Genomic DNA, 26,314 nt, shown 5'->3' on the forward strand with positions numbered 1-26,314 from the left:
CGTCTGTTTGACGCAAGCTCAAGTCTTTATCTCGCGATCAGAATATGATTGTAAGAGCAGGAATTACAACGGACAGGGTGTCGGCGACGCGTGATCCTGTTCTGCGTGCGCAACATCGATCCCAAGATCAGGACGACACATGAAACGTTTTTTCACACTCCCAGGTGTTTTGGCCGCCTTTGCGGCGACGACGGCTCAGGCACAGGACAACCTTGAAATCATCGGCGTGCCGGTTGATGGCAAAATGGGGTTTCAGCCTGCCGCGACCGAGCTGGCATCAGACATCCACTGGCTGGACGGTATGTTACTGGTGATCATCACGGTGATTTCGTTGTTCGTCACGGCGCTGATTCTCTGGGTGGCGATCCGGTACAACGCCAAACGGAACCCGGAGTCGGCCAGTTTCACGCATAATACGCCGGTTGAGATCGCCTGGACGGTCATTCCCATCGTGATACTCGTGTTCATTGGTGCCTTCTCCCTGCCCATTCTGTTCAAACAGCAGGAAATTCCTGAAGCGGATGTGACGATCAAGGTCACCGGATACCAGTGGTACTGGGACTACGAGTATGTCGACGAAGGCTTCGAGTTCTCTTCTTACATGATCGGCGCGCCTGCGACCGGAGGCAACAATGCCAAATCACCAGAGGTGATCGCGCAACTGGAAGAAGCCGGGTATTCCGAAGCGGAGTTTCTTCTGGCGACGGACACCTCCGTTGTTGTGCCGGTGAACCAGACCATCGTGATGCAGGTGACCGGGGGCGACGTGATCCACGCGTGGACGATCCCGGCCTTTGGCGTCAAGCAGGACGCTGTGCCCGGCCGTTTGGCTGAACTGTGGTTCAAAGCCGAACAGGAAGGCGTCTATTTCGGTCAATGTTCCGAACTGTGCGGGCTGAACCACGCCTATATGCCGATCACCGTGAAAGTTGTGTCCGAAGAAGCCTATGCGGAATGGCTGGAAGGCGCGCGCGAAGAATATGCGGGCATCCCGCAAACACGTGTGATCGCGTCGAAATGAGCAGGGGCGGCCCCGCGGCCGCGCCGACCCGAGACTGTCAGCGAGGCGCCTGAATGGCTGATGCAAGCTACACAACACCCGCCGGGGAATATGACACGCAACTGGGCGATTACTTTGCCCTGCTGAAGCCACGCGTCATGTCTCTGGTCGTGTTCACGGCGCTGGTGGGCCTGCTCGCTGCACCGCAGTCCGTGCACCCGGTGATTGCCTTTGCGTCCATCCTTTTCGTCGCCATCGGGGCAGGAGCCTCCGGTGCGCTGAACATGTGGTGGGATGCCGACATCGACGCGGTGATGCGGCGCACGGCCAAACGGCCGATCCCGTCCGGCCGGGTGCCGGCGGGCGAAGCATTGTCGCTGGGGCTCGCGCTCTCTGGTCTGTCGGTGATGATGCTGGCGCTGTCCGCAAACCTGCTGGCTGCCGGGCTTCTGGCCTTTACGATTTTCTTCTATGCGGTGATCTATTCAATGTGGCTCAAGCGTTCCACGCCGCAGAATATCGTCATTGGCGGTGCCGCCGGGGCTTTCCCACCGGTCATCGGCTGGGTGATCGCGACGGGCAGTTTTTCTGTCGAAGCGTGGTTGATGTTTGCTCTGATCTTCATGTGGACGCCGCCGCATTTCTGGGCGCTGGCGCTGTTCATGAAGTCTGACTACGATGACGCGGACGTGCCCATGCTGACGGTGACCCACGGGCGCCGGGCCACCCGGGTGCATGTCATCGTCTACACCATATTGCTCACATTGCTTGCGGTAGGTACCGGGTTCACCGCGATTGGCGGACCGTTTTACCTTGCAACCGCCGTTGTTCTCAACGCGCTGTTTCTGAAGGGCGCCGTGGATATCTCGCGGCGTGACGAAATGGCGGCCGAAGCGGATGGCTACAAGGTCGAGAAGAAGTTTTTCCGCCTGTCGCTGTGGTATCTTTTTGCGCATTTCGGGATGATCCTTGTCGAGGCGATGCTACGCCCGGTCGGATTGGGGGGCTGGTAATCCATGACCTTTCGCCCGGAACATGAACTGCACAAGCGCCGCAAGGGTCGCAACATTGGTGTCGGGCTGATGCTGGCCGCGTTTGTCGTGCTTGTTCTGGCCCTGACGTTCACCAAGGTGACCAGCGGCGATTTCGAACTGCCCAAAGCCGGGGAGGTTGCGGACTGATGGCACTCTCCGGCCCCGCGAAAACCGTTGCACAGACCGTCAGCCTTGTGATCGTCATGGGCGCGCTGGCATGGGCGTCCGTGCCGTTTTACGACTGGTTCTGCCGGGTGACAGGTTTTGGTGGTGTCACCGGCGTGTCTGATGTTGCACCGGATAACGTGCTCGACCAGACGATTACGGTCCGCTTTGACGGATCGCTGCACAGCCAGATGCCATGGAGCTTCAAACCGGTTGTGCGGGAGATGGACGTCCGCATCGGCGAGACGGGGCTGGCATTTTATGAGGCCTACAACCCGACGAACCGTCCGATTGCGGGATCTGCCAGCTATAACGTCACCCCCTATCAGGCGGGTGGCTTCTTCAACAAGATCCAGTGTTTCTGCTTTGAAGAGCAGGTGCTGCAGCCCGGCGAACGGGTGCAGATGCCGGTGACCTTCTACGTGGACCCGGAAATCGTCGAGGACCGCGATGGAAAATATGTGCATACCATCACGCTCTCCTATACATTCTACGAAATTGATCTGCCCGAAGGTTATGCCGCCGCGCAGGACATGGAACCAACCTCAGACACAAGTCTGAACTGACCAGGATAAGGCAAGGGACGAAGACATGGCCCATGAAAAGAACCACGATTATCACATTCTGAACCCCTCAGTCTGGCCCCTTCTGGGCGCTGTAAGCGGTTTCGCGATGCTTTTTGGCGCAGTCCTGTGGATGCAGGACATCACGCCGTTCCTCTTCCTTGCGGGCCTGGCAGGCGTGCTCTATGTCATGTTCGGCTGGTGGACCGAGGTCGTGCATGAAAGCCGCATCGGTGACCACACACCTGTCGTTCGCATCGGCTTGCGCTACGGTTTCATTCTGTTCATCATGTCCGAAGTCATGTTCTTCGCGGCGTGGTTCTGGTCTTTCTTCAAGAACGCCATCTATCCGATGAGCGGCTACGTCGGCACGGAATATGTTCAGCCGGAAATCTACCACGTGGATGCCTTCCACCTGCCGCTGATCAACACGCTGATCCTGCTGTTGTCGGGCTGCGCGGTGACATGGGCGCACCACGCGCTGGTGCATGAGAACAACCGCAAGGACCTGATCTGGGGTCTCACGATCTCCATCATCCTCGGCGTGCTCTTCACCGCGCTGCAGGCCTACGAATACTCTTACCTGCTCTACAAGGGCTGGGAGTTCGGCGGAGACAAGTTTTACTCCAACTTCTTCATGGCGACAGGATTTCACGGCGCGCATGTGATCATCGGGACGATCTTTCTGACGGTCTGTCTGGTTCGGGCGCTGAAGGGGCATTTCACGCCGGAAAAACACGTAGGCTTCGAGGCGGCCGCCTGGTATTGGCACTTCGTTGACGTGGTGTGGCTGTTTCTCTTCTTCGCCGTCTACATCTGGGGCGTGGGGCAGATGCCCGGCGCGCATTAAGCGCCGCCACAGGTTTCAAGTCTAAAGCGCGCGGCTCTCGCGCGTTTTTCTTTGGTGCGGAGCGGTCATGCGACGACTGGCGTTTCTGGTGATATTCGGGTTGGGGGGCGGTGCCATCCTGATCAGCCTCGGCATATGGCAAGTGCAGCGACTGGCCTGGAAAGAGGGTGTGATCGCCGATATCGAAAGCCGGATCGCGGCCACGCCGGTTGCCTTGCCCGAAACACCGGAGCCCGCGCGCGACGCCTATCTGCCGGTTGAGGTCACCGGCGTTCTTGGCGCGCGTCACTTGCGGGTGCTTGTGTCGCAAAAGCAAATCGGCGCCGGGTACCGCATCATCCGCCCGATGCTGCGCGACGAGGGAGCCATCATGATTGACATGGGCTTTGTCCCCGTGGCGGAGGCGGATGCCCTGAAGTTTGACGAAGGCCCGGCCGTGACCCTTGTGGGGAACCTGCAATGGCCTCAGGAAACCGACGGCTTCACACCGGCACCGGACATGAAAGAAAACATCTGGTTTGCGCGCGACGTCGGAGCGATGGCACGGGTGCTCGAAACGAATCCGGTACTGGTCGTGCGCCGGGATGCGCCGCAATCAGGCAGCCCGGTGACGCCAATGCCGGTAGACACGGCGGCCATTCCGAACGATCACTTGCAATACGCCATTACCTGGTTCTCATTGTCGGCGATCTGGCTGGCAATGACAGCCGTTTTTCTGCGCCGCAAACCCGGTGCCAACAAAAGCTGAGACCCATGCGTTACATCTCTACCCGGGGCACCGCGCCCGTCTTGAACTTTGAAGAAGCGATGCTGACCGGCCTTGCACGCGATGGCGGTCTGTATGTGCCCGAAGCGATCCCGCAAATGACAGCGTCGGAAATCGCGAAGCTCGAAGGGTTGAGCTACGAGGCGATCGCCTATCGGGTGATGCGGCCCTTCGTGGGCGAGGTCTTCACCGACGAAGAATTCGAAGGGATCATCGCGCGGGCCTATACCGGGTTTGGGCACGCGGCGCGCGCGCCGCTGGTGCAGCTGGATCAGGGGCATTTCCTGCTGGAGCTGTTCCACGGGCCGACACTGGCGTTCAAGGATTTCGCGATGCAGCTCATCGGGCAGATGTTCCAGACCGCCCTGGGGCGCAAGGGCGAACGCGTGACCATTGTCGGCGCGACCAGCGGGGACACCGGCTCCGCCGCCATCGAGGCTTTTCGGGGACTGGACAATGTGGATGTGTTCATCCTCTACCCGCATGGTCGCATCTCCGAGGTGCAACGGCGGCAGATGACAACGCCCAAAGAAGCCAATGTGCATGCCTTGGCGATGGATGGCGATTTCGACGACTGCCAGGCGCGGCTTAAGGATATGTTCAATGACTTCGACTTCCGGGACGAGGTGAAGCTGGCGGGGGTCAACTCGATCAACTGGGGCAGGGTGTTGGCGCAGGTGGTCTACTACTTTTCGGCGGCCGTGTCGCTTGGCGCGCCGCATCGTCCGGTGAGTTTCACTGTGCCAACAGGCAACTTCGGTGATATCTTCGCTGGCTATATCGCCAAGCGCATGGGGCTGCCGATCGACAAGCTGGTGGTTGCCACAAACCAGAACGATATCCTGCACCGCTGCCTGAGCGGGCAGGGGTATCATAAGGGCGAGACGGTGCCATCGATCAGCCCGTCGATGGATATTCAGGTCAGTTCCAATTTTGAGCGTGCACTTTTTGATGCCTATGACCGTGATGCCAAAGCCATCGTGCAGTTGATGGACGAATTGAAGGCGGGTGGCTTCACCGTAAGCCAGGGCGCGATGCAGGTGTTGCAATCACATTACCTTTCAGGGCGCGCCTCTGAGGAGGAGACAATGGCGACGATTGCTGGCGCGCTGAAGACCACCGGCGAGCTGCTCTGCCCGCATACGGCGGTGGGGGTGAAGGTGGCAGAGGCGCATCGCGTGACCGGCACGCCGATGATCACGCTGGCCACGGCGCATCCTGCGAAGTTTCCTGACGCAGTGGAAGAGGCCGCCGGGCGACACCCCCCCTTGCCTCCGCGCATGGCGGACCTGTATGAACGCGCCGAACGGGTGAGCCGGGTGCCGAACGATCTGGCAGCTCTCACCGCGCATATCAAAGGGCACAGAGCTGCGTGACACTGAACCAACACCGCCTGCCAAACGGCTTTCGTATTGTAACCGAAGAAATGCCCGGCCTTGCCTCCGCCTCGGTCGGCGTGTGGGTCACGGCCGGCGCGCGCCACGAGACGCCGGAACAGAATGGCATCGCCCATTTCCTTGAGCACATGGCCTTCAAGGGCACCAAGCGCCGCACAGCCCTTCAGATTGCTGAAAGCATCGAGGACGTGGGGGGCTATATCAATGCCTACACCTCGCGCGAGGTCACGGCCTACTATGCGCGGGTGCTGCAGAATGACGTGCCGCTGGCGCTCGACGTGATCGCGGATATCCTGCTGAACCCGACGCTGGATGAAGCGGAAATCGAGATTGAGCGCGGCGTGATCCTGCAGGAGATCGGGCAGGCGCTGGACACGCCGGATGACGTGATCTTCGACTGGTTGCAGGAGGAGGCCTATCCCGATCACCCGATGGGCCGCACTATTCTGGGACCAAGCGAGCGCGTAGCCAGTTTCAACCGCAGCGATCTGCAGGGCTTCATCGCGGAGCACTACGGGCCGGGGCAGATGATCCTGTCCGCTGCCGGAGCGGTTGATCACGAAGCGATCGTGGCGCTCGCAGAAAGCCTCTTTGGTGACATGGAAGCCAAACCGGCCTTTGACGTGCACGCTGCGCGTTTTCTCGGTGGCGAACGCCGCCAGCCCAAAGCGTTGGAGCAGGCGCATTTCGCGCTGGCCTTCGAAAGCCCGGGCTACCGCGACGACAGCATCTACACCGCGCAGATTTACGCCTCGGCCCTGGGGGGCGGCATGTCGAGCCGGCTGTTCCAGGAAATCCGGGAAAACCGGGGGTTGTGCTACTCAATCTTCGCGCAGGCGGGCGCCTATGCGGATACGGGCATGACTACGATCTACGCAGGTACCAGTGCCGAGCAGTTGCCGCAGCTGGCCGAGATCACCATTGACGAGATGAAACGTGCCGCGGCTGACATGACACCGGCGGAGGTGGCCCGCGCGCGTGCCCAGATGAAGGCAGGTCTGCTGATGGGGCTGGAGAGTCCCTCCAACCGGGCGGAACGGCTGGCCCGACTGGTCCAGATATGGGACAGGGTGCCGCCGCTGGAAGAAACGGTTGCGATGATTGACGCGGTCACAACCGGGGACGTGCGCGAATTCGCGCAGAGCATGGCCTCGGCAGCGCCCGCGGCCCTGGCGCTTTACGGACCTATCGAGACGGCGCCCAGCCTGGCCCAGTTGCAGGAGCGTCGGGCTGCCTGATGCTGCGCGGGTTTCGCAAGCTTCGGATCGAGACGGAACGCATGACCCTGCGGCCGCCGATACATTCGGACTTTCGCCCCTGGGCGAGCTTGCGGGCCCAGAGCAATGAGTACCTGACACCGTGGGAACCCAGTTGGGCCAAAGACCACCTGACCCGCAAAGCCTTCACCAATCGGGTGTATTGGGCGCAACGATCAGTTTCCAGCGGCACGGCGGTCCCGCTCTTCCTGATCCGGCGTCATGACGATGCGCTTTTGGGGGCCATCACGCTCGACAATATCCGGCGAGGCCCGGCGCAGGCAGGGACACTGGGCTACTGGACGGGGCAACCCTTTGCACGTCAGGGATACATGCAGGAGGCGATCAAGGCGCTGGTGCATCATGCGTTCACGCGGCTTGACCTGAGCCGCATCGAAGCGGCCTGTCTGCCCGAGAATACAGCATCCCGGGGGTTGCTGGAGACCTCCGGCTTCAAATACGAGGGCGTGGCGCAAAGCTATCTGCAGATCGACGGTCGTTGGCGCACGCATGTCTTATACGCCGCCCTGCGCGGCGATCGCCGTGGCAAAACCGGCGCTGGTTAAAGGCGCGGCTGCGCCGCACACGACGTTTGCGCCTTTCTCCGAAAGGCGCGTTGGGCGCCTGAACCGGCGCGACACCCCAAACCGGCCTGCTGCATATTTCGGCGGTGACCCGGAAAATTCCGGCGAAGTGACGAATTCCGGCGGAAAGACATCAACGATGCGCTAATATCTGTGGCAGGGAGGAAATCATGCTGATCAGACTGGCTGTTCTGTTTCTCATCCTTGCACAGGGCGCACTCGCCCAGGAGCGCACGCCAAGCCATTGCATTGCGCTGGCGGATGCTGCACCGGGGATCGACTACATTGTGCCCGCGAGCCTTGGCCCGGTGGCAGCGGAGACAGTGCGTATTCATTACGTCTCGCACGCCAGTTTCCTGATCCGCAGCCACGGCGGCTTGAATATTGTCACCGATTACACCGGTTTCACAGGCTCGGCCCCACTGATCCCGGACGTGGTGACGATGAACCACGCTCACGACACGCATTGGACAGCAAACCCGGATCCGGCAATTCCCCATGTATTGACCGGGTGGGGGCCCTTCGGCGAAGGGATCGACCACCGGCTCGATCTTGGAGAAATCCTGATCCGGAATGTGTCGACTGACATCCGTTCGCAATTTTCGGGCATTGAAACGGAAGGCAATTCCATTTTCGTCTTCGAGATGGCCGGACTGTGTATTGGCCACCTGGGGCACCTGCATCACGAACCGGATGCCGCGCAATACGCGGCGCTGGGACGGTTGGATGTGGTGATGGCGCCGGTTGACGGAGGTTACACGCTGGATTTGCCCACAATGACCCGCGTGCTCAAACGCCTGAAGTCTTCTATTGTCATCCCGATGCATTGGTTTTCGCTGTTTGCCCTCGATGATTTTCTGGCCGGCATGTCGGACGAATTTGCGATTGTGGAGGTTGGCGGCCCCGCGCTGGATGTGTCCCTGGACAGGCTGCCGGGCCGACCGACGATCATGGTTTTGCGTCCCGCCTGGCTCAGCGCGGATTAGACGGCGCTTGCATCCGTGATCGGCGCGGGGGATCAAGGGCCATGACCTTGAACGCCGCCGATTCCGATTTTCACGATCTCCTGCAGCAGCGATTACCCGACGGGAGCGTCCGCCCGGCGGAGCCACGCTATCTTGAAGAGCCGCGGGGGCGGTATCACGGACGACCCACCACCGTGGTGGTCCCGAAGACAGCTGAAGAGGTGGCCGAGGTCGTGCGCCTGGCGGCGCAGGAGCGTGTCGGTATCGTGCCTTATGGCGGGGGCACCGGTCTGGTCGGGGGGCAGATATCACCCGAGGGCCCGGTGCCGCTGCTGCTGTCGCTGGAGCGCATGACGGCGCTGCGCGGCGTCTATCCGGAGGAAAACGTGCTGATCTGCGAAGCGGGCGCGGTGCTGGCCAGCGTGCAGACGGCGGCAGCGGCGGCCGGGCGTCTGTTCCCGCTGTCTCTTGCGTCAGAAGGCTCTGCCAGTATCGGCGGCAATCTGGCGACGAATGCGGGTGGCACGGCCGTGCTGCGCTACGGCAACATGCGCGACCTGTGCCTGGGATTGGAAGCGGTACTGCCGGACGGCCAGATATGGCATGGCCTGAAACGGTTGCGCAAAGACAATACCGGCTACGATCTGCGCCATCTGCTGATCGGTTCGGAAGGTACGCTGGGCGTGATCACCGCCGCGTCCCTGAAGCTTTGCCCGCAACCTGTGGCGACTGGCACGGCGGTTTTCGTCGTGCCGACCCCGGACGCCGCCTTGTCCCTGCTGGCCCTGGCGCAGCAACAGCTTGGTGAGATGGTCAGCGGGTTCGAGTTGATCAACGGGCAGGGGCTGGCCTTCCTGTCCGAGGTGCTGCCGGATATCCGCCAGCCATTTGACGCGGCGCCCGAATGGTCGGTGTTGATGGAAGTGGGGCTGGCGCACGGCATGAATGCGCAAACCGAACTGGAGACACTGTTTGCAGAGGCAGCGGATCGCGGGATGGTGCTTGACGGGGTGATTGCGCAATCCCAACAACAGTCGCAGGACTTCTGGTCTGTCCGAGAACATATCCCCGAAGCGAACAAGCGGGTTGGCGCGGTGATTTCAAGTGACGTGTCGGTGCCTCTGGGCAGCCTTCCGGACTTCATCACCAAGGGAAAGCAGGTGATTTCCGAGATCGGAGAGTTTCGCATCAACTGTTTTGGCCACGTCGGCGACGGTAACCTGCACTACAACGTATTTCCCCTGCCGGGCGGGACGTCGTCCGATCACGCCAATCAACGTGCGGCACTTCAAAGGGCGGTGCATGACCTCGCACATGCTCTGGGTGGCTCGGTGAGCGCGGAACACGGCGTCGGACGGCTGAAGGTGGCGGATCTCGAACGATACGGGGATCCCGCAAAGCTTGCGGCGATGCGGGCGATCAAATCGGCCCTCGATCCGCTGGGGATTATGAACCCCGGCGCGGTGCTCAGAACATGAGGCGCTGCCGCGCCAAGTGATGCTTTTCAAATCCTTCCAGGATTTGGTTTTCGGGCCGCCTTACAGCCCGTCGAACGCGCAGAGCGCGTGCACGTCCATTCCCAGGGCTTCAAGTCGGTGTCGCCCGCCCAAGTCCGGCAGGTCGATGATGAAGGCGCAGGAAATGATTTCGCCGCCCAGTCTTTCAATCAGCTTGATACCCGCCTCGGCAGTGCCGCCGGTGGCCAGAAGGTCGTCGACAACGAGGATTTTCTCACCGGGTTGAATCGCGTCGTCGTGAATTTCGACAATCGCCTCGCCATATTCGAGCTTGTAATCCTGGCTGATCGTGGTGCCGGGAAGCTTGCCCTTCTTGCGGATGGGCACGAAGCCCACCGACAACTGGTGCGCGATGGCGCCGCCAAGGATGAAGCCACGAGCCTCCAAGCCCACCACCTTGTCGATTTGCAGACCGGCGTAGGGATGCAGCATCTGATCAATGGCCACCCGGAAACCGCGCGCATCCGCGAACAGCGTCGTGACATCGCGAAACATGATGCCTTCATGCGGGAAATCCACGATTGTGCGGATGTAGTCCTGAACATTTTTCATTGACATGACCTTTAAGTTGCGCGGCGCAGCGTGGCAGTAAGGAGCCCCATGCCGATCAGGGTGGCGCCACCGGCGCGGGTGATCCAGGCCAGTATCGAAGGTCTCGAAATGACGCGGCGCAGACGGTCCGCGATCAAGGCGTAGGCCAGTGCGTTCAGGGCTGCCAGACCCACGAATGTTGCAATGAGAATGCCGAACTGCGGGATCAACGGTGCTTCGGGGCGCAGGAACTGCGGCACGAAGGCGATGAAAAAGGCGATGGATTTGGGATTGAGTGCAGTTACCGCGGTTGCGTGACCAAAAACGCCGCGCGCATCGACCTCCGCGAGGGGGCGCAGTCCTTCGCGCGGTGCCGAGCGGATCAGTTTGACACCCAGCCAGATCAGGTAGACCGCGCCGACCCACTTGAGCAGGGTAAAGAAGGTTGCAGAGGCCAGAACAAGTGCCCCAAGACCGGCGAGGGAGGCTGACATGGCGATCAGGTCTCCGAAGGCTACACCGGCGGCGGATGCAACCGCCACCGACCTGCCCTTGGAGAGCGCGTAGCTCAGCACAAGTAAAACCGTCGGCCCGGGGATCAGCAACAGGGCGGTCGATGCCGCAACGAAAGTCAGCCAGAGATCGAGGGGCATGCGAATGTTCCTTCTGTTACATCAACACATTAGTTCCAGTTCGCGCCGTAAACATCAAGCGCGCGCATGTGATCTTGTTCACAGACAAATTCCCGCATGCGTGGAATCATCACTGCATTATCCAAAATTTCACTCAAATGGAGAATAGTCATGCGTGCTATTTTTGCTCTGGCAATTGCTGCTTTTTTTATTTCCTCCGCCGCAGCCTATGCTGCCTGTCCACCCGGCTACTACAACTGCGGTAGTAACCTTTGCTGCCCGCAGTGACCGTCATGGAACAAGCGGAAAAATCCAAGCTGTCCGAAAGGATCGATTACAAGTTCTGGACCATCGCGATCATGGTCCTCACCGTTTTGGTGTTCAACGTCACCGAGCGGGTTCTGCTGGATGCCGATGAGGCAGACATCAGCTATGCCCGGCTGATCGTGCCGGCCAACAAGATATCCAACCCGCTGCCCGGTGATGTCTTTGTTTTCAATCATCAAAACGAGCGGTTTGAGGACAGCAGATTCTGTTCCTTGCAAACTTTCTCGCCCGAGTTACCCCCGATCGAAGACAGGCTGTCTGCGTCAAATCTGTGGGGCAGCAGCGTGAACGATACGCTTGCGACGGTTGGCGACTACGTCCCGCAGAAAATCGCCAGCTGGGTGACCGTGCAAAGCCCCGAAAAAAGCTGGACCTACTTCAAGAGGCATCGCACGGCGGTCAATGCACCGATGGAACCCTCGTGCCTGCAGACTGTCGTGGCGGCATCGACGAACCCGAACCTGACGCCCTTCGTGGTGGATTCGATCTACGAGGTGCAGGACACAACGGGTCAGGCGAAATGGGTGCGGTTTGCAAACCCGCTGATGATCGATCCGGCGACCTGCAGCGATTGCCCGCAGCCTAAAACGCTGCGCGATATCGTTCAGGTTGACCCTTTCACCCGCCTGAAAGCCAAGCTGAACATCGTCACGATCAACTAGCGTCCGGTGATGACGCGTACGTAGGGGGAGCCTCTCTCCCTACGTGAGCACGCGCCCGGCGACCGCGTCCAGTTTCCCGACCATGTCAGCATCGCGCGCCTCGGGTGCCGTGAGGATGGCAAACTCCAGCGCCCGGTCGCAGCCGTGCGGGCAGGGGTTTCGCTCTGCCCCCAGCAGGGCTGGCAGACGGCGCACCAGATCGCGGCCCTTGTCGGCGTTCCCCGTCAAAGTCCTAATGATTTCAGGCACATCCACCTCGCCATGATCGGGATGCCAGCTGTCATAGTCGGTGATCATCGCGACGGAGGCATAGCAGAGCTCGGCTTCGCGGGCGAGTTTGGCTTCGGGCATATTGGTCATGCCGATCACATCCGCCCCCCAGCTTTCACGGTACATCCGGGATTCGGCCAGCGTCGAGAATTGCGGACCTTCCATCGCGAGGTATGTGCCGCCCTGGTGCACGCTGATCCCGGCGTCCGTTGCGGCCTTGTAACAGGCTTCGGTCAAGCGTGGGCAGGTCGGATGCGCCACCGAGACATGGGCCACACAGCCCGTCCCGAAGAAGGATTTCTCGCGCGCGAAAGTGCGGTCAATGAACTGATCCACAAGCACAAAATCGCCCGGCGCCATATCCTCGCGGAACGATCCGCAGGCGGAAACAGACACCACATCCGTGCAGCCCAGCCGTTTGAGCGCGTCGATGTTGGCACGGTAAGGCACGGTGGAGGGGCTGTGCACATGACCGCGCCCGTGACGCGGCAGGAAGACCATATCGACGCCGTCCAGCACGCCGGTCAGAAGAGCATCCGAGGGCGCGCCCCAGGGCGTTTTCACCTCCGTCCAGCGGGCGTCTTGCAGGCCGTCGATGTCGTAAAGTCCGGATCCGCCGATCACGGCGATCTTTGTTCTGGTCATGTCTGGGGAGGCTCCGAAATTGCGCGTATCGCGCGAATGGTGGCGAGGTTTCGAGGGGAAATCAAGCGTATGACATATGTGCACGGACTGTGCACCGGCCGTGCACCGAATTGCATACGAGCGGGCGCTGACCGCTGAACCAATCTGGTGGCCTCAATTGGAGATTTGCTGCGTGACAAGACCGGCAGCCCGTGGATCAGATATATGGCGAAACGCAGTCTGATACGGCTCGGCAACAAGGTGGTGGGCTCGGGGCGCCACCGGCGGCGTTTCGACCTGAGAGGAGGTTCTGAAAATTCTGCCGGCGACGCGGTATCGCGGTGGTCTGTAGCGCCATCCCGAAAATGCGATCCGCTTGCCCTCAGGTGAAGTCTTACCCTTCGGGCATCCCGGCGCGTGTCATGCACTGGCCATGGAAAACACCGCCCGCTGTAATGGTATATGCCAAGCCTTCGCGGGAGGGCAGATTTGATCCAAGAACCCGGTTTCACGAGGCTTGCCGGAAACCCGCAGAAGAAATGGCCGCTGATCTGTCCAGTGCGTGTGAGCGCAGGTGCGGTCGATCTGCTGAATGCACCCGCTATGGATGCTGACGTTCCTGTCGTTGCGCAGATGGCAAATCGCCCCGAAATCAGCAATGCAGCGCCCGTCCTGCTCGCTTGTTCAAGGCATCATCCCATCGCGCCTCGGGCCAAGGCCCAAGTTGAGAGGCAAGCTGACGACCTTCATGGATGGCCTGTTTGGCGCATCCCTGCGGGGGACCGCTTTGATCCCGGAGCGACCAATGCCGCACCTTGTATGAACCTCGGCGGCAAAGCCCTCCTCCACCTGCGTGGAGAAGGGCTTTGCTTTATCGCAGAGCTTTTCTGAAGATCACTTTGTCGTCGCCCGCCGACCAGAAGTCACGGATACGGGCTTCTTCTGCGTAGCCGTTTCGCGCATAGAACTTGCGTGTCGACGCGAAATCATCTGTTCCGGATGTATCGACGACAAGTATCCGCTGGCCGGTGCGCCGCAGGTATTCTTCGGCAGCGCCCACCAGCGCGGTGCCCAGTCCCTTGCCCTGAAGATCGGGCCGAACGGCGAGCGCGCGCATGTTCCAGGTGCCATCGGTCAGGTCTTCCGGCACCGTGTAGCAGAGGCCTGCGGCGGTTCCGTCCAGATGGCACGTGAGCCAGAACGCGTCGGTCGCGCCGTGCAGGGATGGTGAAAGCATTTCCGGCAGCAGGTCCCCCGGGAACAGCTCGGTCTGATCCAGCACACGCCGCAGCGCCGGAATGTCGTCTTTGGTGGTTGGTTTGATCGCTGGTTTTGTCATGGTTGTGTCCTTAACGATTGTCCTGTTGAGAGTTGACAGAGCTGATCCCCAGCCGCGTGGCGCGATAGGGCTGTCCGCTCACTGATTTGATGAATCGCCGCTTTTTCAGGCGGTCGAATAGCTGCAAGTCGCAATCGGCCAGAACATGGCCTTCGCGGGTAAAGCAGCGGATGTTACATATTTTGCCGTTCGGCAGGCGCTTGAAATGGATCGCTCCACCCTGCGCCAGAACGTGCAAAACACGCTGTTCGCGTTTTGAGATATTCAACGGATTGTCTCTTGAGTTTATGTCGCTCGAAAAGGCTCCCGGCATCGCGCGCGGAAGTCTCTTTGTTCAGAACGGTTCAGTCTTGTGAACCTTAGCGGCGGGCCACAATCGTCGACATAAAATCTCCATCGTCCCGCTTTGGGTGTGGGACGTAGCGGTCAGATAAACCATGCTTGAGTATCAGGCAAGCGGACATTCAACCCACAAGGACTGATGGCGGCTTACGCCCGTCCTTGGGCGGTTCGGTACGGGGGCCGCAATTGGCTGGAACAGGTCCGCGACGCGGCCCGGTGTTAAGATTTTGTCCGCCGGGCTTGGCCAGGGGCGGCGGCACGGCGGGGTTTTCATTCCACGCGAAAGGGTCTAGGGAGCGGGCCAAGAGGATCCGGCTGGAACCGGTCCGCCCCTTGACCCGACATTAGGATAGCGACATGGCGCGTACGACGTTCCGCGACTTTACCAAGAATTTGGACGTGACAGATCTGCGCTGGATGCCGGAGGACGGGTTCTCGCCCGCGCGGCTGCGGATCGAGCTGCTGTCGGGCCTGACCGTGGCGCTGGCGCTGGTGCCGGAAGCGGTGGCCTTTGCCTTTGTCGCCGGGGTGCATCCGCTGGTGGGGCTTTACGCGGCCTTTCTGGTCGGGCTGATCACCGCACTCATCGGCGGGCGGCCGGGGATGATTTCCGGGGCGACGGGGGCTCTGGCCGTGGTCATGGTGGCGCTGGTGGCGCAGCACGGGGTGGAATATCTTTTCGCGACGGTGGTGCTGATGGGGCTGTTGCAGGTCTTTGCCGGCGTGATGCAATGGGGCAAGTTCATCCGGCTGGTGCCGCATCCGGTGATGCTGGGCTTCGTCAACGGCCTTGCGATCGTGATTTTCCTCGCGCAGCTGAGCCAGTTCAAGGTGCCCGGCACGATGGTCGACACCGGGCACGGCATGGGCGGGGGCGAATGGCTGTCCGGCCAGCCGCTGTTTCTGATGCTGACGCTGGTGGCGGCGACGATGGCGATCATCTGGGTGATGCCGCGCATCACGCGCACCATTCCCGCACCGCTGGCGGGGATCGGGATTGTCGCGGCGGTGGTGATCGGCTTCGGGCTGGAGGTGCCGCGGGTGGGGGATCTGGCCTCCATCCAGGGCGGCTTGCCGAGCTTGCATATTCCGATGGTGCCGCTGACCTGGGAGACCCTCGAGATCATCCTGCCCTACGCGGTGATCCTCGCGGCGATCGGGCTGATCGAGAGCCTGCTGACGCTGAACCTGGTGGGCGACATGACCAACCAGCGCGGGGGGGCGAGCCAGGAGTGCATCGCACAAGGCGTGGCCAATACGGTGACCGGGTTTTTTGGCGGCATGGGCGGCTGCGCGATGATCGGGCAGTCGATGATCAACGTGAAATCGGGTGGCCGGACGCGGGTCGCGGGGATCGCGGCGGCGGTGTTTTTGCTGCTGTTCATCCTTGTGGGGTCGCCGATCATCGAGCTTATTCCGCTGGCCGCGCTGGTGGGGGTGATGTTCATGGTGGTGATCGGGACCTTCGCGTGGAACAGCCTGACGATTCTGCGCAAGGTGCCGCTGACAGATGCTTTCGTGATCCTGCTGGTGACGGTGGTGACCGTCTATGAAGACCTTGCGGTGGCGGTGGTTGTTGGCGTGATCGTGAGTGCGCTGGCCTATGCGTGGAACAATGCCCGGCGCATCTACGCGACCACCCGGGAATCGCAAACAGAGAAAGGCGCGAAGGTCTATGAGATCAACGGGCCGCTGTTCTTTGGCTCCTCGGACGGGTTCATGGAGCTTTTCGACGTGGCGGGGGACCCGGACAAGGTGATCGTGGATTTCGCCGAGAGCCGCGTGGTCGATCAGTCGGCGCTGCAGGCCATCGAAGCGCTTGCCGCCAAATACGAGGAGGCGGGCAAGACCGTGATGCTGCGCCACCTGAGCCGTGATTGTCACCGGTTGCTGCAGAAAGCCGGGCAGCTGATGATCGACAGCGACGACGACCCCGATTATGCGCTGGCGGTGGATTATTCGGTGCGCACCGGGAGCCTGGGCGGGCACTGACGCCGCACGGCGCTGTTGGCCTTGCGGCCAAGGCGCCCCGCCCGCCGTCCCATCGGGGCGGAGCGCCCTGCCGCAACCGGGTGCGGGCGTGCGGGTGCGCTGTGCACCCCCCTTGTCCGGGCGACCTCAGTAAATCTTGAAGCTGGCGACGAAGGGCAAATGGTCGGACACGTTCTTGCGGAAGGATTCGCGCCCCATGTCCATGGTCCAGTGCATCGGAAACAGCCTCAGGCTGCCCTTGATGTAATCGGTGGAGTAATTGCGGCTGACGGCGAAACCGTCGAGCAGGTTGGCGCGGCCTTTTTCGAGAATATGCGAAAACCGGTCCTGCAGGTCCCAGCTGGAGACGAAATCCATCGTATCGTCACCGCCGAGGTGGTGGAAGTTCGACACATCCTGACCGGGGATCATGTTGAAATCCCCCATCAGGAAGATCGCCCGCCGCATTGAGCCGGGGGTCTGGTGCACCTGCGCGATATATTCGCCGATGACCTTGCACTGGCTGTCGCGCATCTTCTGTTCCTGCCGGTCGCGTCCCGATTTCAGATGCACACCGATCACGATGGCCCTGAGCTTGGCGATTTTCACATCTACCGCAAAAGCCTGCCGCCCGCGGGAATAGGCGCCTTCGGAACCGGGGATGAAACGCGGGTTGGTCACCTCGATCCCGGGCTTGTGCAAGAAACCGATGTGGATGTTGCCACTGTGCTGCGGCAGGATCGTGTAGTTGTAGTCGACCCCGTAATTTTTCAGCCTGGCGACCAGAGTCTCTATGTAGGTTACCGGTGACACTTCGACGAGCGTGACGAATTCCGCGTCGAGCAGGGCGAGACCTTCGGCCTGTTTCTCCGCCTTTTTGGAGCGCGCTGAAATGCCCACCGGCTGCCCCGGGCGGGTAAAGCCCGCAAGGTTCCAGACGGCCGCGCGAATAATGGAATGGTTGAAATTGGTCATAATGCCCCTCCGCAAAAACAATCGCGGACCGTGGCAATACGCTGATCACGCCCGCGTGCGGGGCAGTCTAGCACAGGTTGGGACGGTGTTGCGCATGCCGCACATCCAGCGACGATCAGTCGTCCGGGCGGGCCAGCTCGAAGAGCTCTGTCACGCGGGTGTAATCGCGGTAGCCAAGGCGGCTGAGCGGGTGATAGGTGCGCACGTCGAACCGCCCGTCGACAAGGGTGTCATTGCGGATGTGCACGCCCACGACCTCGCCGAAGACCACGAAGTTGCTGACGCCTTCTATCGCGACGATCTGGGTCATCCGGCATTCCAGTGCGGCGGGCGCATCGGCAACACGGGCACAGTCGATTTCGGTGCATTCGGCGATCTGCACGCCCGCGGCGGCGAATTCGTCCGTGTCTTTCGGCAGCGTCGCGGAGGAAGCGTTCATCGCCTCGCGCATCGCATATTCGACGATGTTCACGCAGAACACCCCGGTCTCGCGGATATTGGCGACGGAATCCTTGGTATCCCCCTGATCGTCCTTGTTGCTGGTGGAGGCGAACATTACCTGTGGCGGCGTATAGGCGACGCCGTTGAAAAAGGAATAGGGCGCGAGGTTGTTCCGGCCCTGCACGTCGCGCGTCGAAATCCAGCCGATGGGCCGCGGCGTCACGATGGCATTGAAGGGATTGTGCGGCAGGCCGTGGCCGTCCTGTGGGCGATAGAACATCGTTTTCTCCTGATCGTTTGCAGGCCATGTAGCGCATGTGCTAGGGCCGGACCACCCGAAACCCAAGCTGAGATTCTGCGTCGCCCGTGTATAATTTGAGTGTCGAAACCGCGCAGGATGTATATGAGGTCGAAGCCCTTTTCGACCTGTGCTTTGCGCCCGGGCGGGAAGCGCTGTCGTCGTACCGGTTACGCGATGACGTGCCGTCGGTGGCCACGCTGAACCAGGTGGCGCGGGACGCGGCGGGCATTCTGGCCGGGGCCATCCGGTTCTGGCCGGTGCACATCGGCGCGGCGGACGCGCTGCTGCTGGGGCCGGTTGCCGTGCACCCGACCCGTCAGGGCGAGGGTCTGGCGGCGCAGCTGATCCGGGATACCCTGCAGCTTGCGGCATCGCAGGACTGGGACCGGGTGATGCTGGTCGGAGACGCCCCCTATTACGCACGGTTCGGCTTTGCGCGGCTGGAGCATGTGGTGATGCCGCCCCCCACCAATCCGGAGCGGGTTTTGGGGCAGGCGCTGGTGGCGGGGGCGTGGGACGGCGTCGCGGGCGAGGTGACCCGCTGGACCGGACCGGGGCGCGGCGTGGATTGAAATGCGCCACGCGGTGCCCATCTTGAAGGAAAGGGGGCCGACATGAATGACATCACGCATATCCAGCCCGTAGACGTGGACGGTCAGCTCGACGATCTGGCCCATCGTTACCGGCGTGCCGGCGGCGGGGCCATTGAACTGCTGAACCTTTTTGGCGGGAAGGCAGAGGGGCTTCTGGACAAACTGCCCGACGCGGCGCGTGCCGGTCTGCAAGACGCGACACGCCGCGCCCTGGAGCAGGCGATGAAGGCCGCGCATTCCAGCCGCGACATCGTACCGGACCAGAAACGCTGGATGAACACCGCCGTGGGCACCGCAATGGGGGCGGTGGGTGGTGCGGGCGGCCTGCCAACCGCCCTTGCGGAGCTGCCGGTGACCACGACCCTGCTGTTGCGGATCATTCAGGGGGTTGCGGTCGATTACGATTTTGACCCGACCGCGCAGAACGTGCAGTTCGATTGTATCGAGGTGTTTGCCTCCGCCGGTCCGCTGTCGCAGGACGATGGTGCCGATCTTGGCTTTCTGTCCGCCCGTGTCACCCTGAGCGGGGTGGCCGTGCAGGGCATCATCGCGCGCGTGGCCCCCCGGCTGGCGACAGCGCTCGGCCAGAAACTGGCGGCGCAAACCGTGCCGGTTCTGGGGGCCGTTGCCGGGGCCGCGACCAATTACGCCTATACCAACTACTACCAGGAAATGGCGCATGTGCATTTCGGCCTGCGCAAACTGGCGATCGACGCGGATGTGCCGATCGAAACGCTGGTGGCGCGGCTGCGCGAGCGCATGCCGGTGCGGGGTGACCTGACGTCCTGACAAGGCCCGCAACCACTACATCATGTGTCGCCGCGAAAGATTATGGGCATCATTTGTTGGCAAGGGTGCAAATATAGGGCATAATTTCAAGACATGGGTGCCTGTCTGTACCGGCGGGCCGTAAACGCGCGTGAACGAGCTATGATCAAGCAACTTCCCATCTCCATTTCCGGTGCGCGCAAAAGCGATGTGCGCACGCAGTTTGCGGCCCTGTGCTACCGTATCCATCACAAGAAGGTGCAGGTGCTGATGATCACCTCCCGCGGGTCGAGGCGGTGGATCGTGCCGAAGGGCTGGCCGATGGATGGCATGACGCCGGCGGATTCCGCCGCGCAGGAAGCCTGGGAAGAGGCAGGGGTGCGCGGAAAATCGGATGGCCGGTGTCTCGGTATCTTCTCCTACAACAAGGAAACCGATGATAATGGCGCCTTTCCGTGCCTGGTGATGGTCTATGCGGTTCAGGTGCAGGAACTGGCCTCCGACTTCCCCGAAATGGGACAGCGTCACCGCAAGTGGATGTCGCGCAAAAAGGCGGCGAAAGTGGTCGATGAGCCTGAATTGGCGCGCATTTTGCTGGATTTCGATCCGCGCATACCCACCTGATCTGCTTGACGCAGCCGCGATATCGCCCCATCTGGTAAATGAATGGTAACGACACCGGAGTAGCTTGCGCGCCATGATCCACTACGCGCTCAAATGTGAAAACGGACATTCCTTCGAAAGCTGGTTCCAGTCGGCATCCGCTTTCGACGGGTTGAAAAAGGCCGGACATCTGGCCTGTACGGTCTGTGGCAGTGCCGATGTTACCAAGGCGATCATGGCGCCGCGGGTGTCAACGGCGCCCGACGCCGAGAACGCGAAACCGTTGACCGGCGCGAAGACGGCGCAGGAACAAGCGCTTGCGGATATCCGGCGTCACGTCGAGGAAAACGCCGTTTACGTTGGTCCCAAATTCGCCGAGGAGGCGCGGTCCATGTATCTTGGGGCCACGCCGGAGCGCGCCATCTACGGAGAGGCCAACCAGGCCGAAGCGAAGGCCCTGATCGAAGATGGTGTGCCGGTGGCCCCCTTGCCGTTCCTGCCCAACCGAAAGGCGAACTGATCTGATGAAAGTGGTGATTACCGGCACCAGCCGCGGTATTGGCGCGGGACTGGCACGGGCCTATGCGGCGCGGGGCGACGAGGTGGTCGGCACGTCCCGTCAGGGACCCCATGCGCTGGATGTCACATCGCCTGAGAGCCAGCGCGCTTTTGCCGCCGGCCTCGGAAGTGCGCCGGTCGATCTGCTGGTGTGCAATGCCGGTGTCTACCTTGACAAGGGGCATCGGCTGGAGACGGGCTATGCCGCGGATCTCTGGGCCGAGAGCTTTGCCACCAATGTCACCGGCGTCTTCCTGACCATCCAGTCCCTGCTGCCGCAGTTGCGCGCCGCCCGGTCCGCCCGGATCGCGATACTCTCGTCACAGATGGCGTCACATGAGCGGGCACCGGGCGGCAGCTATATCTACCGCGCCTCGAAGGCGGCGGTGCTGAACCTGGGGCGCAATCTTGCGAGCGATCTGCGGGGCGAGGGGATCGCGGTGGGGATTTATCACCCGGGATGGGTGGAGACCGATATGGGCGGACCGGGGGCCGATATCCCGGTCGCGGAAGCGGTGGCCGGGTTGACGCGGCGGTTCGACGAGTTGTCCTTGGCCGACAGCGGCGTCTTCAAAACCTGGGACGGGCGGGTGCACCCCTACTAGCGCCGGGGTCCTCAAGACCGGAGGCGGCTGACGCCGCCACACGATGTTTTCAGCCGCGTCCCGCGGCTGGCCTGGCGCATCCTTGCCCGTTGTTTCACAATTTGTTCCGGTTTCGGTGGCTTGTGGTTCACCGCAACAGCGCGTACACCCGCCGCGATTGATGCGAGGGACATGAATATGCCTGTTCTGGTGATGAAATTTGGTGGAACTTCCGTGGCCACGCTGGACCGGATTCGCCGCGCGGCCAAGAGGGTCGGTGTCGAGGTTGCCAAGGGCTATGATGTCATCGTCATCGTCTCCGCCATGTCCGGCAAAACCAACGAGCTGGTGGGCTGGGTCGCCGAAACATCGCCGCTGTTTGACGCGCGCGAGTACGATGCTGTTGTCTCTTCGGGCGAGAATGTCACCGCCGGGCTGATGGCGCTGACGCTGCAGGAAATGGATGTTCCCGCGCGCAGCTGGCAGGGCTGGCAGGTGCCGGTGAAGACCACCTCGGCCCATTCCGCCGCGCGTATCGAAGACATCCCGCCGGACAACATCAGGGCGAAATTCGACGAAGGCATGAAGGTGGCCATTGTCGCGGGCTTCCAGGGGGTCAGCCCCGAGGGCCGGATCACGACGCTGGGCCGGGGCGGCTCCGACACGACCGCGGTGGCTTTTGCTGCCGCTTTCGATGCGGAGCGCTGTGATATCTACACGGATGTGGACGGTGTCTATACCACCGATCCGCGCGTTTCCGCCAAGGCGCGCAAACTTGACAGGATCGCCTTTGAAGAGATGCTGGAGCTGGCCTCTCTGGGCGCGAAGGTTTTGCAGACGCGGTCGGTCGAGCTGGCGATGCGGTACAAGGTGAAACTGCGGGTGCTGAGCAGTTTCGAGGAGCAATCTGATGACGCGGGCACGCTGGTCTGCGACGAGGAGGAAATCATGGAAAGCAATGTGGTGGCCGGTGTGGCCTTTTCGCGCGATGAGGCGAAGATGACCCTCGTCAGCGTCGCGGACCGGCCCGGGATCGCGGCCCGTATTTTCACGGCGCTGAGCGAAGGCGGGGTGAATGTCGACATGATCGTTCAGAACATCGCCGAGGAAGGCCGCACCGATATGACCTGGTCCTGCCCGACCGATCAGGTCGCCCGGGCGCAAAAGGCCGTCGAAGACGCCAAGTCGGACGGCATCATCAATTATCACGAGGTGATCGCGGACACCGATGTGGCCAAGGTGTCGGTGGTGGGGATCGGCATGCGCAGCCACACCGGCGTGGCGGCGAAGATGTTCGACGTGCTGAGTGCCGAAGGGATCAACATCAAGGTGATTACCACCTCGGAAATCAAAATTTCGGTGCTGATCGACCGGAAATACATGGAACTTGCGGTACAGGCGCTGCATGATGCCTTCGAGCTGGAAAAAGCTGCCTGATCCCTGCGTCTTGCGGGACAAGTGGTTTTCTTGGGAGGGACGCACGCGTGGCTGAACGTCTGGAGACCGGATCGCGCAAGCTGCTGGGGCGGCTGCGCGATGCCATGGCCAGCGATGTCGAAGGGCAGGCGCGGCTTGACAAGATCACCCACCTGATCGGCGACAGCATGGGCTGTGAGGTCTGCTCCATCTACCTGTTCCGGGATGAGGACACGCTGGAGCTGTGCGCCACGGAAGGGCTGAACAAGGACGCGGTGCACCAGACCCGCATGAAACTGGGCGAGGGACTGGTGGGGATGGTGGCGCGGGACCGCCAGGTCGTGAATGCGGCCGATGCGCCGCAGGCCAAGGGTTTCCGCTATATGCCGGAAACCGGAGAGGAGATTTTTTCGAGCTTTCTGGGCGTGCCGGTGCAGCGGCTGGGCGAAGTCCTGGGGGTTCTGGTGGTCCAGTCCAAATCGTCGCGGGCCTATTCGGCGGATGAGGTCTATGCGCTGGAAGTCGTGGCCATGGTTCTGGCGGAGATGACCGAGCTGGGGGCCTTTGTCGGTGAAGGCGCCGCGATGTCGGCGCGACATTCGCAACCGGTCATGTTCAAGGGCACCATCGGTCAGGAGGGCGCGGCGGAAGGCCATGTCTGGCTGCATGAGCCCCGGGTCGTGGTCACCAACCCGATTGCCGATGACCCGCACCGCGAAATGGAGCGTCTGCGCGAGGCGGTCGAGCAGTTGCGGGTCGGTGTCGACAAGATGCTGGAACTGGCGGGGCAACAGGACAATGACCAGCGGCAGGTGCTGGAAGCCTATCGGATGTTTGCCAATTCCAAGGGGTGGATGCGGCGCATGGAGGAAGACATCTCCAACGGGCTGTCCGCCGAGGCGGCGGTCGAAAAAGAACAGTCGCTGGCGCGCGCGCGGATGGGGAAGGTCACGGATAACTACCTGCGCGAACGGCTGAGCGATCTGGATGACCTGAGCAACCGGCTGCTGCGGATCCTGACCGGACAGGGTGCCGATACCGGTGCGGAGATGCCTGCCGATCCGATCCTGATCGCACGTAACATCGGCCCGGCGGAGCTGCTGGATTACGGTCGCAGCCTCAAGGGCATCATTCTCGAACAGGGGTCCGTCGGCAGCCACGCGGCGATTGTTGCGCGCGCGCTGGCCATTCCGCTGGTGGTGCATGCCAACCGGATCACCACCGAGGCGCTGAACGGCGATCACATCATGGTCGACGGTGAGCAGGGTGTTGTGCACCTGCGCCCCGACGACAACGTGGTCACCGCCTTCCGCGACAAGATCGCGATGCTTGCCGCCGCACAGGAACGCTATGCCTCGATCCGCGACAAACCTGCGGAAACCCGGGACGGCGCGGTATTGTCCTTGCAGATGAACGCGGGCCTGATGGCGGATTTGCCGTCCTTGCCCAACTCGGGCGCCGAGGGGGTCGGGCTGTTCCGCACCGAGTTGCAGTTCCTGGTGCGCAACCAGATGCCCCGGCGCTCGGAGCTGGTCGCGCTCTATGCGCGGGTGCTGGACGCGGCGCAGGGCAAGCGCGTGGTGTTCCGCACGCTCGACATCGGGTCCGACAAGGTGCTGCCCTACATGAAACCCAACGACGAGCCCAACCCCGCGTTAGGCTGGCGCGCCATTCGGGTTGGTCTGGACAAACCCGGCATCATGCGGATGCAGCTGCAGGCGTTGATCCGGGCTGCGGACGGGCGGCCGCTGACGGTCATGTTCCCCTTCGTCGCCCAGTTCGAGGAGTACCGCGAAGCGCGCAAGCTGATGGAAAAGACCCTGGCGGCCGAGGAACGGCTGGGCCACGTGATGCCCGCATCCATCGAAATCGGCGCGATGCTGGAAACGCCCAGCCTTGCCTTTGCCCCGGTGAAATTCTTCGAAGAGGTGGACTTTCTGTCGATTGGCGGCAACGATCTCAAGCAGTTCTTTTTTGCCGCCGACCGGGAGAACGAGCGGGTGCGCCGGCGGTATGACACACTGAACGTGTCGTTCCTCAGCTTTCTGGAAGGCATCGTTGAACGCTGCCATGCAACCGGAACCGCCCTGTCCTTTTGCGGCGAGGATGCAGGACGGCCGGTCGAAGCGCTTTGCCTTGCGGCCATCGGCCTGCGCAGCCTGTCGATGCGTCCGGCCTCCATCGGCCCGGTGAAAAACCTGTTGCGACGCAGCAATCTGGCGGAGGTGCGCAAGGTCATCGCAGACGCGCGTCACCGTGGCGAGATGTCGGTGCGCCCGTCGATCATGGAGTGGCTGCGCGAGCAGACGTGAACGCGCACCTGCCCGCAACTCGTATCCCAAAGCATTGGCTGGCCTGCGGAAATTACGCGATTTTCGGATCCGGTTTTGGAGGCGAGTACCGGAATCGAACCGGTGTACACGGATTTGCAATCCGCTGCGTCACCACTCCGCCAACTCGCCGCCCATGGTGTGAACGGAGTGCTATCTGATAAACCTGAGTGCTGCAAGAGCCATAGATTGGCAAAATACCACGCATGAGCGTTGCCGCAGGCAGATGAATGTGGCACATCTGATGGAAACATAACTGAACGGATGAGTTTAGCCGCATGACCAATTTCGCCGCCCGCCGTACGATGATGGTAGACACCCAGGTCAGGCCCTCTGACGTCACCAAGTTTCCGATCATTGATGCGATGCTGAAGGTGCAACGTGAGAACTTTGTACCCGCGGCGAAACGGGAAGCCGCCTACATGGGGGAGAACCTTGAATTGGGCGGGGGCAGGGTGCTGCTGGAACCGCGCACATTGGCCAAAATGCTGGACGCACTGGATATTTCCGGCGCTGAAATGGTGATCGATATCGGTGCCGCCATGGGGTATTCCGCGGCCGTCATCGCGCATATGGCCGAAGCGGTGGTGGCTGTCGAAGAAGATGGCAGCATGGCCGCCGAAGCGCAGGATGCCCTGAGCGACGCCGGGATCGACAATGTTATCGTGCACACTGCGGCCCTGTCCGAAGGGGCGCCCCAGCATGGCCCCTATGACGTGATGATCGTGCAGGGCGGCATCGAACATCTGCCGCTCGCTCTGCAGAACCAGATCAAAGACGGCGGCCGCGTGGCCTGTCTGTTCATGGAGGGCGCGCTGGGTGAGGTGCGCATCGGCTACAAGCGGGAGGGCGCGATTTCCTGGCGCATGGCATTTAACGCCAGCGCCCCGCTGCTGCCCGACTTCAGACGCGAAGACGTATTCGAGTTTTAAAAATTTCGCCCGGAGTAT

At 61.6% G+C, this 26,314-nt stretch carries 28 protein-coding genes and 1 tRNA gene; 21 read left to right on the forward strand and 8 right to left on the reverse strand.

The genetic code is table 11. The features are described from left to right. Positions 1 to 139 precede the first annotated feature (139 nt). The 11 genes from coxB to KX928_RS07735 all read left to right on the forward strand — a co-directional run bounded on the left by coxB (position 140) and on the right by KX928_RS07735 (position 10,058). Positions 140 to 1,021 (forward strand): cytochrome c oxidase subunit II, encoded by an 882-nt coding sequence (coxB, locus tag KX928_RS07685; protein ID WP_219500730.1) that lies wholly within the window; start codon positions 140 to 142, stop codon positions 1,019 to 1,021. A 53-nt stretch (positions 1,022 to 1,074) separates the two neighbouring features. Beyond that, positions 1,075 to 2,013, forward strand: a complete 939-nt coding sequence (gene cyoE, locus KX928_RS07690) for a heme o synthase (protein WP_219500733.1) — start codon at positions 1,075 to 1,077, stop codon at positions 2,011 to 2,013. A gap of 3 nt (positions 2,014 to 2,016) precedes the next feature. Beyond that, the gene (locus KX928_RS07695) at positions 2,017 to 2,181 is read left to right on the forward strand and encodes a cytochrome c oxidase system small membrane protein (protein WP_219500734.1); all 165 of its coding nucleotides are present in this window, start codon (positions 2,017 to 2,019) and stop codon (positions 2,179 to 2,181) included. Next, positions 2,181 to 2,765 carry a cytochrome c oxidase assembly protein gene (locus tag KX928_RS07700; protein WP_219500737.1) on the forward strand — a complete coding sequence of 195 codons (585 nt, stop codon included), beginning with the start codon at positions 2,181 to 2,183 and terminating at the stop codon, positions 2,763 to 2,765. Before KX928_RS07695 ends, KX928_RS07700 begins: the two co-directional genes overlap by 1 nt. 25 nt (positions 2,766 to 2,790) lie before the next feature. Further along, positions 2,791 to 3,612, forward strand: coding sequence for a cytochrome c oxidase subunit 3 (locus KX928_RS07705; protein WP_219500739.1), 822 nt, complete (start codon positions 2,791 to 2,793; stop codon positions 3,610 to 3,612). 67 nt (positions 3,613 to 3,679) lie between these two features. Further along, positions 3,680 to 4,360, forward strand: coding sequence for an SURF1 family protein (locus tag KX928_RS07710; protein ID WP_219500740.1), 681 nt, complete (start codon positions 3,680 to 3,682; stop codon positions 4,358 to 4,360). Between the two features lie 5 nt (positions 4,361 to 4,365). After that, the gene (gene thrC / locus KX928_RS07715) at positions 4,366 to 5,754 is read left to right on the forward strand and encodes a threonine synthase (protein ID WP_219500741.1); all 1,389 of its coding nucleotides are present in this window, start codon (positions 4,366 to 4,368) and stop codon (positions 5,752 to 5,754) included. Then, entirely contained in the window at positions 5,751 to 7,013 is a 1,263-nt protein-coding gene (locus tag KX928_RS07720; RefSeq protein ID WP_219500742.1) for a M16 family metallopeptidase, read from the forward strand. Before thrC ends, KX928_RS07720 begins: the two co-directional genes overlap by 4 nt. Further along, positions 7,013 to 7,597, forward strand: a complete 585-nt coding sequence (locus KX928_RS07725; protein WP_219500743.1) for a GNAT family N-acetyltransferase — start codon at positions 7,013 to 7,015, stop codon at positions 7,595 to 7,597. Before KX928_RS07720 ends, KX928_RS07725 begins: the two co-directional genes overlap by 1 nt. 188 nt (positions 7,598 to 7,785) lie before the next feature. Continuing rightward, entirely contained in the window at positions 7,786 to 8,601 is an 816-nt protein-coding gene (locus KX928_RS07730; RefSeq protein ID WP_219500744.1) for an MBL fold metallo-hydrolase, read from the forward strand. 41 nt (positions 8,602 to 8,642) lie between these two features. After that, positions 8,643 to 10,058 carry an FAD-binding oxidoreductase gene (locus KX928_RS07735; RefSeq protein ID WP_219500745.1) on the forward strand — a complete coding sequence of 472 codons (1,416 nt, stop codon included), beginning with the start codon at positions 8,643 to 8,645 and terminating at the stop codon, positions 10,056 to 10,058. A 60-nt stretch (positions 10,059 to 10,118) separates the two neighbouring features. Here the strand turns inward: KX928_RS07735 and KX928_RS07740 are convergent, their stop codons facing one another. Together KX928_RS07740 and KX928_RS07745 are read right to left on the reverse strand one after the other, a co-directional pair. After that, entirely contained in the window at positions 10,119 to 10,649 is a 531-nt protein-coding gene (locus KX928_RS07740; RefSeq protein ID WP_219500746.1) for an adenine phosphoribosyltransferase, read from the reverse strand. An 11-nt stretch (positions 10,650 to 10,660) separates the two neighbouring features. After that, the gene (locus tag KX928_RS07745) at positions 10,661 to 11,281 is read right to left on the reverse strand and encodes a LysE family translocator (RefSeq protein ID WP_219500747.1); all 621 of its coding nucleotides are present in this window, start codon (positions 11,279 to 11,281) and stop codon (positions 10,661 to 10,663) included. A gap of 272 nt (positions 11,282 to 11,553) precedes the next feature. On the opposite strand from KX928_RS07745, the gene KX928_RS07750 reads away from it, so the two are divergent. Continuing rightward, positions 11,554 to 12,249: a hypothetical protein gene (locus KX928_RS07750; protein WP_219500749.1), complete on the forward strand. Its 696-nt coding sequence runs from the start codon at positions 11,554 to 11,556 to the stop codon at positions 12,247 to 12,249. Positions 12,250 to 12,288: 39 nt separating this feature from the next. On the opposite strand, the gene KX928_RS07755 is transcribed toward KX928_RS07750, so the two are convergent. The 3 genes from KX928_RS07755 to KX928_RS07765 all read right to left on the reverse strand — a co-directional run bounded on the left by KX928_RS07755 (position 12,289) and on the right by KX928_RS07765 (position 14,795). Continuing rightward, positions 12,289 to 13,164 (reverse strand): S-methyl-5'-thioadenosine phosphorylase, encoded by an 876-nt coding sequence (locus tag KX928_RS07755; RefSeq protein WP_219500751.1) that lies wholly within the window; start codon positions 13,162 to 13,164, stop codon positions 12,289 to 12,291. A gap of 850 nt (positions 13,165 to 14,014) precedes the next feature. Then, a complete protein-coding gene (locus KX928_RS07760; protein WP_219500753.1) occupies positions 14,015 to 14,482 on the reverse strand; it encodes a GNAT family N-acetyltransferase in 468 nt (155 codons plus the stop codon). Between the two features lie 10 nt (positions 14,483 to 14,492). Continuing rightward, positions 14,493 to 14,795, reverse strand: coding sequence for a YjhX family toxin (locus KX928_RS07765; protein WP_308342262.1), 303 nt, complete (start codon positions 14,793 to 14,795; stop codon positions 14,493 to 14,495). Positions 14,796 to 15,181: 386 nt separating this feature from the next. Here KX928_RS07765 and KX928_RS07770 point away from each other — a divergent pair, with 386 nt between their 5' ends. Beyond that, positions 15,182 to 16,816, forward strand: coding sequence for a SulP family inorganic anion transporter (locus KX928_RS07770; RefSeq protein WP_219500755.1), 1,635 nt, complete (start codon positions 15,182 to 15,184; stop codon positions 16,814 to 16,816). A 126-nt stretch (positions 16,817 to 16,942) separates the two neighbouring features. Here the strand turns inward: KX928_RS07770 and KX928_RS07775 are convergent, their stop codons facing one another. Continuing rightward, the gene (locus KX928_RS07775) at positions 16,943 to 17,770 is read right to left on the reverse strand and encodes an exonuclease/endonuclease/phosphatase family protein (RefSeq protein WP_219500759.1); all 828 of its coding nucleotides are present in this window, start codon (positions 17,768 to 17,770) and stop codon (positions 16,943 to 16,945) included. Between the two features lie 115 nt (positions 17,771 to 17,885). After that, complete coding sequence (locus KX928_RS07780) at positions 17,886 to 18,491, reverse strand: flavin reductase family protein (protein WP_219500760.1); 606 nt, start codon at positions 18,489 to 18,491, stop codon at positions 17,886 to 17,888. Between the two features lie 86 nt (positions 18,492 to 18,577). On the opposite strand from KX928_RS07780, the gene KX928_RS07785 reads away from it, so the two are divergent. The 7 genes from KX928_RS07785 (at position 18,578) to ptsP (ending at position 25,346) form a co-directional block, all read left to right on the forward strand. Beyond that, on the forward strand, positions 18,578 to 19,084 hold the full coding sequence (locus KX928_RS07785; protein WP_219500762.1) for a GNAT family N-acetyltransferase: 507 nt from the start codon (positions 18,578 to 18,580) through the stop codon (positions 19,082 to 19,084). Positions 19,085 to 19,126: 42 nt separating this feature from the next. After that, positions 19,127 to 19,894: an EcsC family protein gene (locus tag KX928_RS07790; RefSeq protein ID WP_219500764.1), complete on the forward strand. Its 768-nt coding sequence runs from the start codon at positions 19,127 to 19,129 to the stop codon at positions 19,892 to 19,894. A 141-nt stretch (positions 19,895 to 20,035) separates the two neighbouring features. Beyond that, positions 20,036 to 20,497, forward strand: coding sequence for an NUDIX hydrolase (locus KX928_RS07795; RefSeq protein WP_219500765.1), 462 nt, complete (start codon positions 20,036 to 20,038; stop codon positions 20,495 to 20,497). A 73-nt stretch (positions 20,498 to 20,570) separates the two neighbouring features. Then, a complete protein-coding gene (locus tag KX928_RS07800; protein WP_219502051.1) occupies positions 20,571 to 20,996 on the forward strand; it encodes a DUF1178 family protein in 426 nt (141 codons plus the stop codon). Between the two features lie 4 nt (positions 20,997 to 21,000). Further along, positions 21,001 to 21,639 carry an SDR family NAD(P)-dependent oxidoreductase gene (locus tag KX928_RS07805; RefSeq protein ID WP_219500766.1) on the forward strand — a complete coding sequence of 213 codons (639 nt, stop codon included), beginning with the start codon at positions 21,001 to 21,003 and terminating at the stop codon, positions 21,637 to 21,639. A gap of 177 nt (positions 21,640 to 21,816) precedes the next feature. Then, the gene (locus tag KX928_RS07810; RefSeq protein WP_219502053.1) at positions 21,817 to 23,055 is read left to right on the forward strand and encodes an aspartate kinase; all 1,239 of its coding nucleotides are present in this window, start codon (positions 21,817 to 21,819) and stop codon (positions 23,053 to 23,055) included. A 104-nt stretch (positions 23,056 to 23,159) separates the two neighbouring features. Next, positions 23,160 to 25,346, forward strand: a complete 2,187-nt coding sequence (gene ptsP / locus KX928_RS07815) for a phosphoenolpyruvate--protein phosphotransferase (RefSeq protein ID WP_257883690.1) — start codon at positions 23,160 to 23,162, stop codon at positions 25,344 to 25,346. Positions 25,347 to 25,422: 76 nt separating this feature from the next. Here ptsP and KX928_RS07820 read toward each other — a convergent pair. Beyond that, a tRNA-Cys gene (locus KX928_RS07820) sits at positions 25,423 to 25,496 on the reverse strand. A 146-nt stretch (positions 25,497 to 25,642) separates the two neighbouring features. Here KX928_RS07820 and KX928_RS07825 point away from each other — a divergent pair. Beyond that, positions 25,643 to 26,296, forward strand: coding sequence for a protein-L-isoaspartate O-methyltransferase family protein (locus KX928_RS07825; RefSeq protein ID WP_219500768.1), 654 nt, complete (start codon positions 25,643 to 25,645; stop codon positions 26,294 to 26,296). Positions 26,297 to 26,314 lie beyond the last annotated feature (18 nt).

The sequence above is a fragment of the Roseobacter insulae genome (assembly GCF_019375555.1).
GTDB lineage: Bacteria > Pseudomonadota > Alphaproteobacteria > Rhodobacterales > Rhodobacteraceae > Roseobacter > Roseobacter insulae.

Excerpts from the sequence above, each read along its gene's own strand:
- coxB (WP_219500730.1), top strand. The coding sequence starts at position 140 with ATGAAACGTTTTTTCACACTCCCAGGTGTTTTGGCCGCCTTTGCGGCG.
- cyoE (WP_219500733.1), top strand. The coding sequence starts at position 1,075 with ATGGCTGATGCAAGCTACACAACACCCGCCGGGGAATATGACACGCAA.
- KX928_RS07695 (WP_219500734.1), top strand. The coding sequence starts at position 2,017 with ATGACCTTTCGCCCGGAACATGAACTGCACAAGCGCCGCAAGGGTCGC.
- KX928_RS07700 (WP_219500737.1), top strand. The coding sequence starts at position 2,181 with ATGGCACTCTCCGGCCCCGCGAAAACCGTTGCACAGACCGTCAGCCTT.
- KX928_RS07705 (WP_219500739.1), top strand. The coding sequence starts at position 2,791 with ATGGCCCATGAAAAGAACCACGATTATCACATTCTGAACCCCTCAGTC.
- KX928_RS07710 (WP_219500740.1), top strand. The coding sequence starts at position 3,680 with ATGCGACGACTGGCGTTTCTGGTGATATTCGGGTTGGGGGGCGGTGCC.
- thrC (WP_219500741.1), top strand. The coding sequence starts at position 4,366 with ATGCGTTACATCTCTACCCGGGGCACCGCGCCCGTCTTGAACTTTGAA.
- KX928_RS07725 (WP_219500743.1), top strand. The coding sequence starts at position 7,013 with ATGCTGCGCGGGTTTCGCAAGCTTCGGATCGAGACGGAACGCATGACC.
- KX928_RS07730 (WP_219500744.1), top strand. The coding sequence starts at position 7,786 with ATGCTGATCAGACTGGCTGTTCTGTTTCTCATCCTTGCACAGGGCGCA.
- KX928_RS07735 (WP_219500745.1), top strand. The coding sequence starts at position 8,643 with ATGACCTTGAACGCCGCCGATTCCGATTTTCACGATCTCCTGCAGCAG.
- KX928_RS07740 (WP_219500746.1), bottom strand. The coding sequence starts at position 10,649 with ATGAAAAATGTTCAGGACTACATCCGCACAATCGTGGATTTCCCGCAT.
- KX928_RS07745 (WP_219500747.1), bottom strand. The coding sequence starts at position 11,281 with ATGCCCCTCGATCTCTGGCTGACTTTCGTTGCGGCATCGACCGCCCTG.
- KX928_RS07750 (WP_219500749.1), top strand. The coding sequence starts at position 11,554 with ATGGAACAAGCGGAAAAATCCAAGCTGTCCGAAAGGATCGATTACAAG.
- KX928_RS07755 (WP_219500751.1), bottom strand. The coding sequence starts at position 13,164 with ATGACCAGAACAAAGATCGCCGTGATCGGCGGATCCGGACTTTACGAC.
- KX928_RS07760 (WP_219500753.1), bottom strand. The coding sequence starts at position 14,482 with ATGACAAAACCAGCGATCAAACCAACCACCAAAGACGACATTCCGGCG.
- KX928_RS07765 (WP_308342262.1), bottom strand. The coding sequence starts at position 14,795 with ATGCCGGGAGCCTTTTCGAGCGACATAAACTCAAGAGACAATCCGTTG.
- KX928_RS07770 (WP_219500755.1), top strand. The coding sequence starts at position 15,182 with ATGGCGCGTACGACGTTCCGCGACTTTACCAAGAATTTGGACGTGACA.
- KX928_RS07775 (WP_219500759.1), bottom strand. The coding sequence starts at position 17,770 with ATGACCAATTTCAACCATTCCATTATTCGCGCGGCCGTCTGGAACCTT.
- KX928_RS07780 (WP_219500760.1), bottom strand. The coding sequence starts at position 18,491 with ATGTTCTATCGCCCACAGGACGGCCACGGCCTGCCGCACAATCCCTTC.
- KX928_RS07790 (WP_219500764.1), top strand. The coding sequence starts at position 19,127 with ATGAATGACATCACGCATATCCAGCCCGTAGACGTGGACGGTCAGCTC.
- KX928_RS07795 (WP_219500765.1), top strand. The coding sequence starts at position 20,036 with ATGATCAAGCAACTTCCCATCTCCATTTCCGGTGCGCGCAAAAGCGAT.
- KX928_RS07800 (WP_219502051.1), top strand. The coding sequence starts at position 20,571 with ATGATCCACTACGCGCTCAAATGTGAAAACGGACATTCCTTCGAAAGC.
- KX928_RS07805 (WP_219500766.1), top strand. The coding sequence starts at position 21,001 with ATGAAAGTGGTGATTACCGGCACCAGCCGCGGTATTGGCGCGGGACTG.
- KX928_RS07810 (WP_219502053.1), top strand. The coding sequence starts at position 21,817 with ATGCCTGTTCTGGTGATGAAATTTGGTGGAACTTCCGTGGCCACGCTG.
- ptsP (WP_257883690.1), top strand. The coding sequence starts at position 23,160 with ATGGCCAGCGATGTCGAAGGGCAGGCGCGGCTTGACAAGATCACCCAC.
- KX928_RS07825 (WP_219500768.1), top strand. The coding sequence starts at position 25,643 with ATGACCAATTTCGCCGCCCGCCGTACGATGATGGTAGACACCCAGGTC.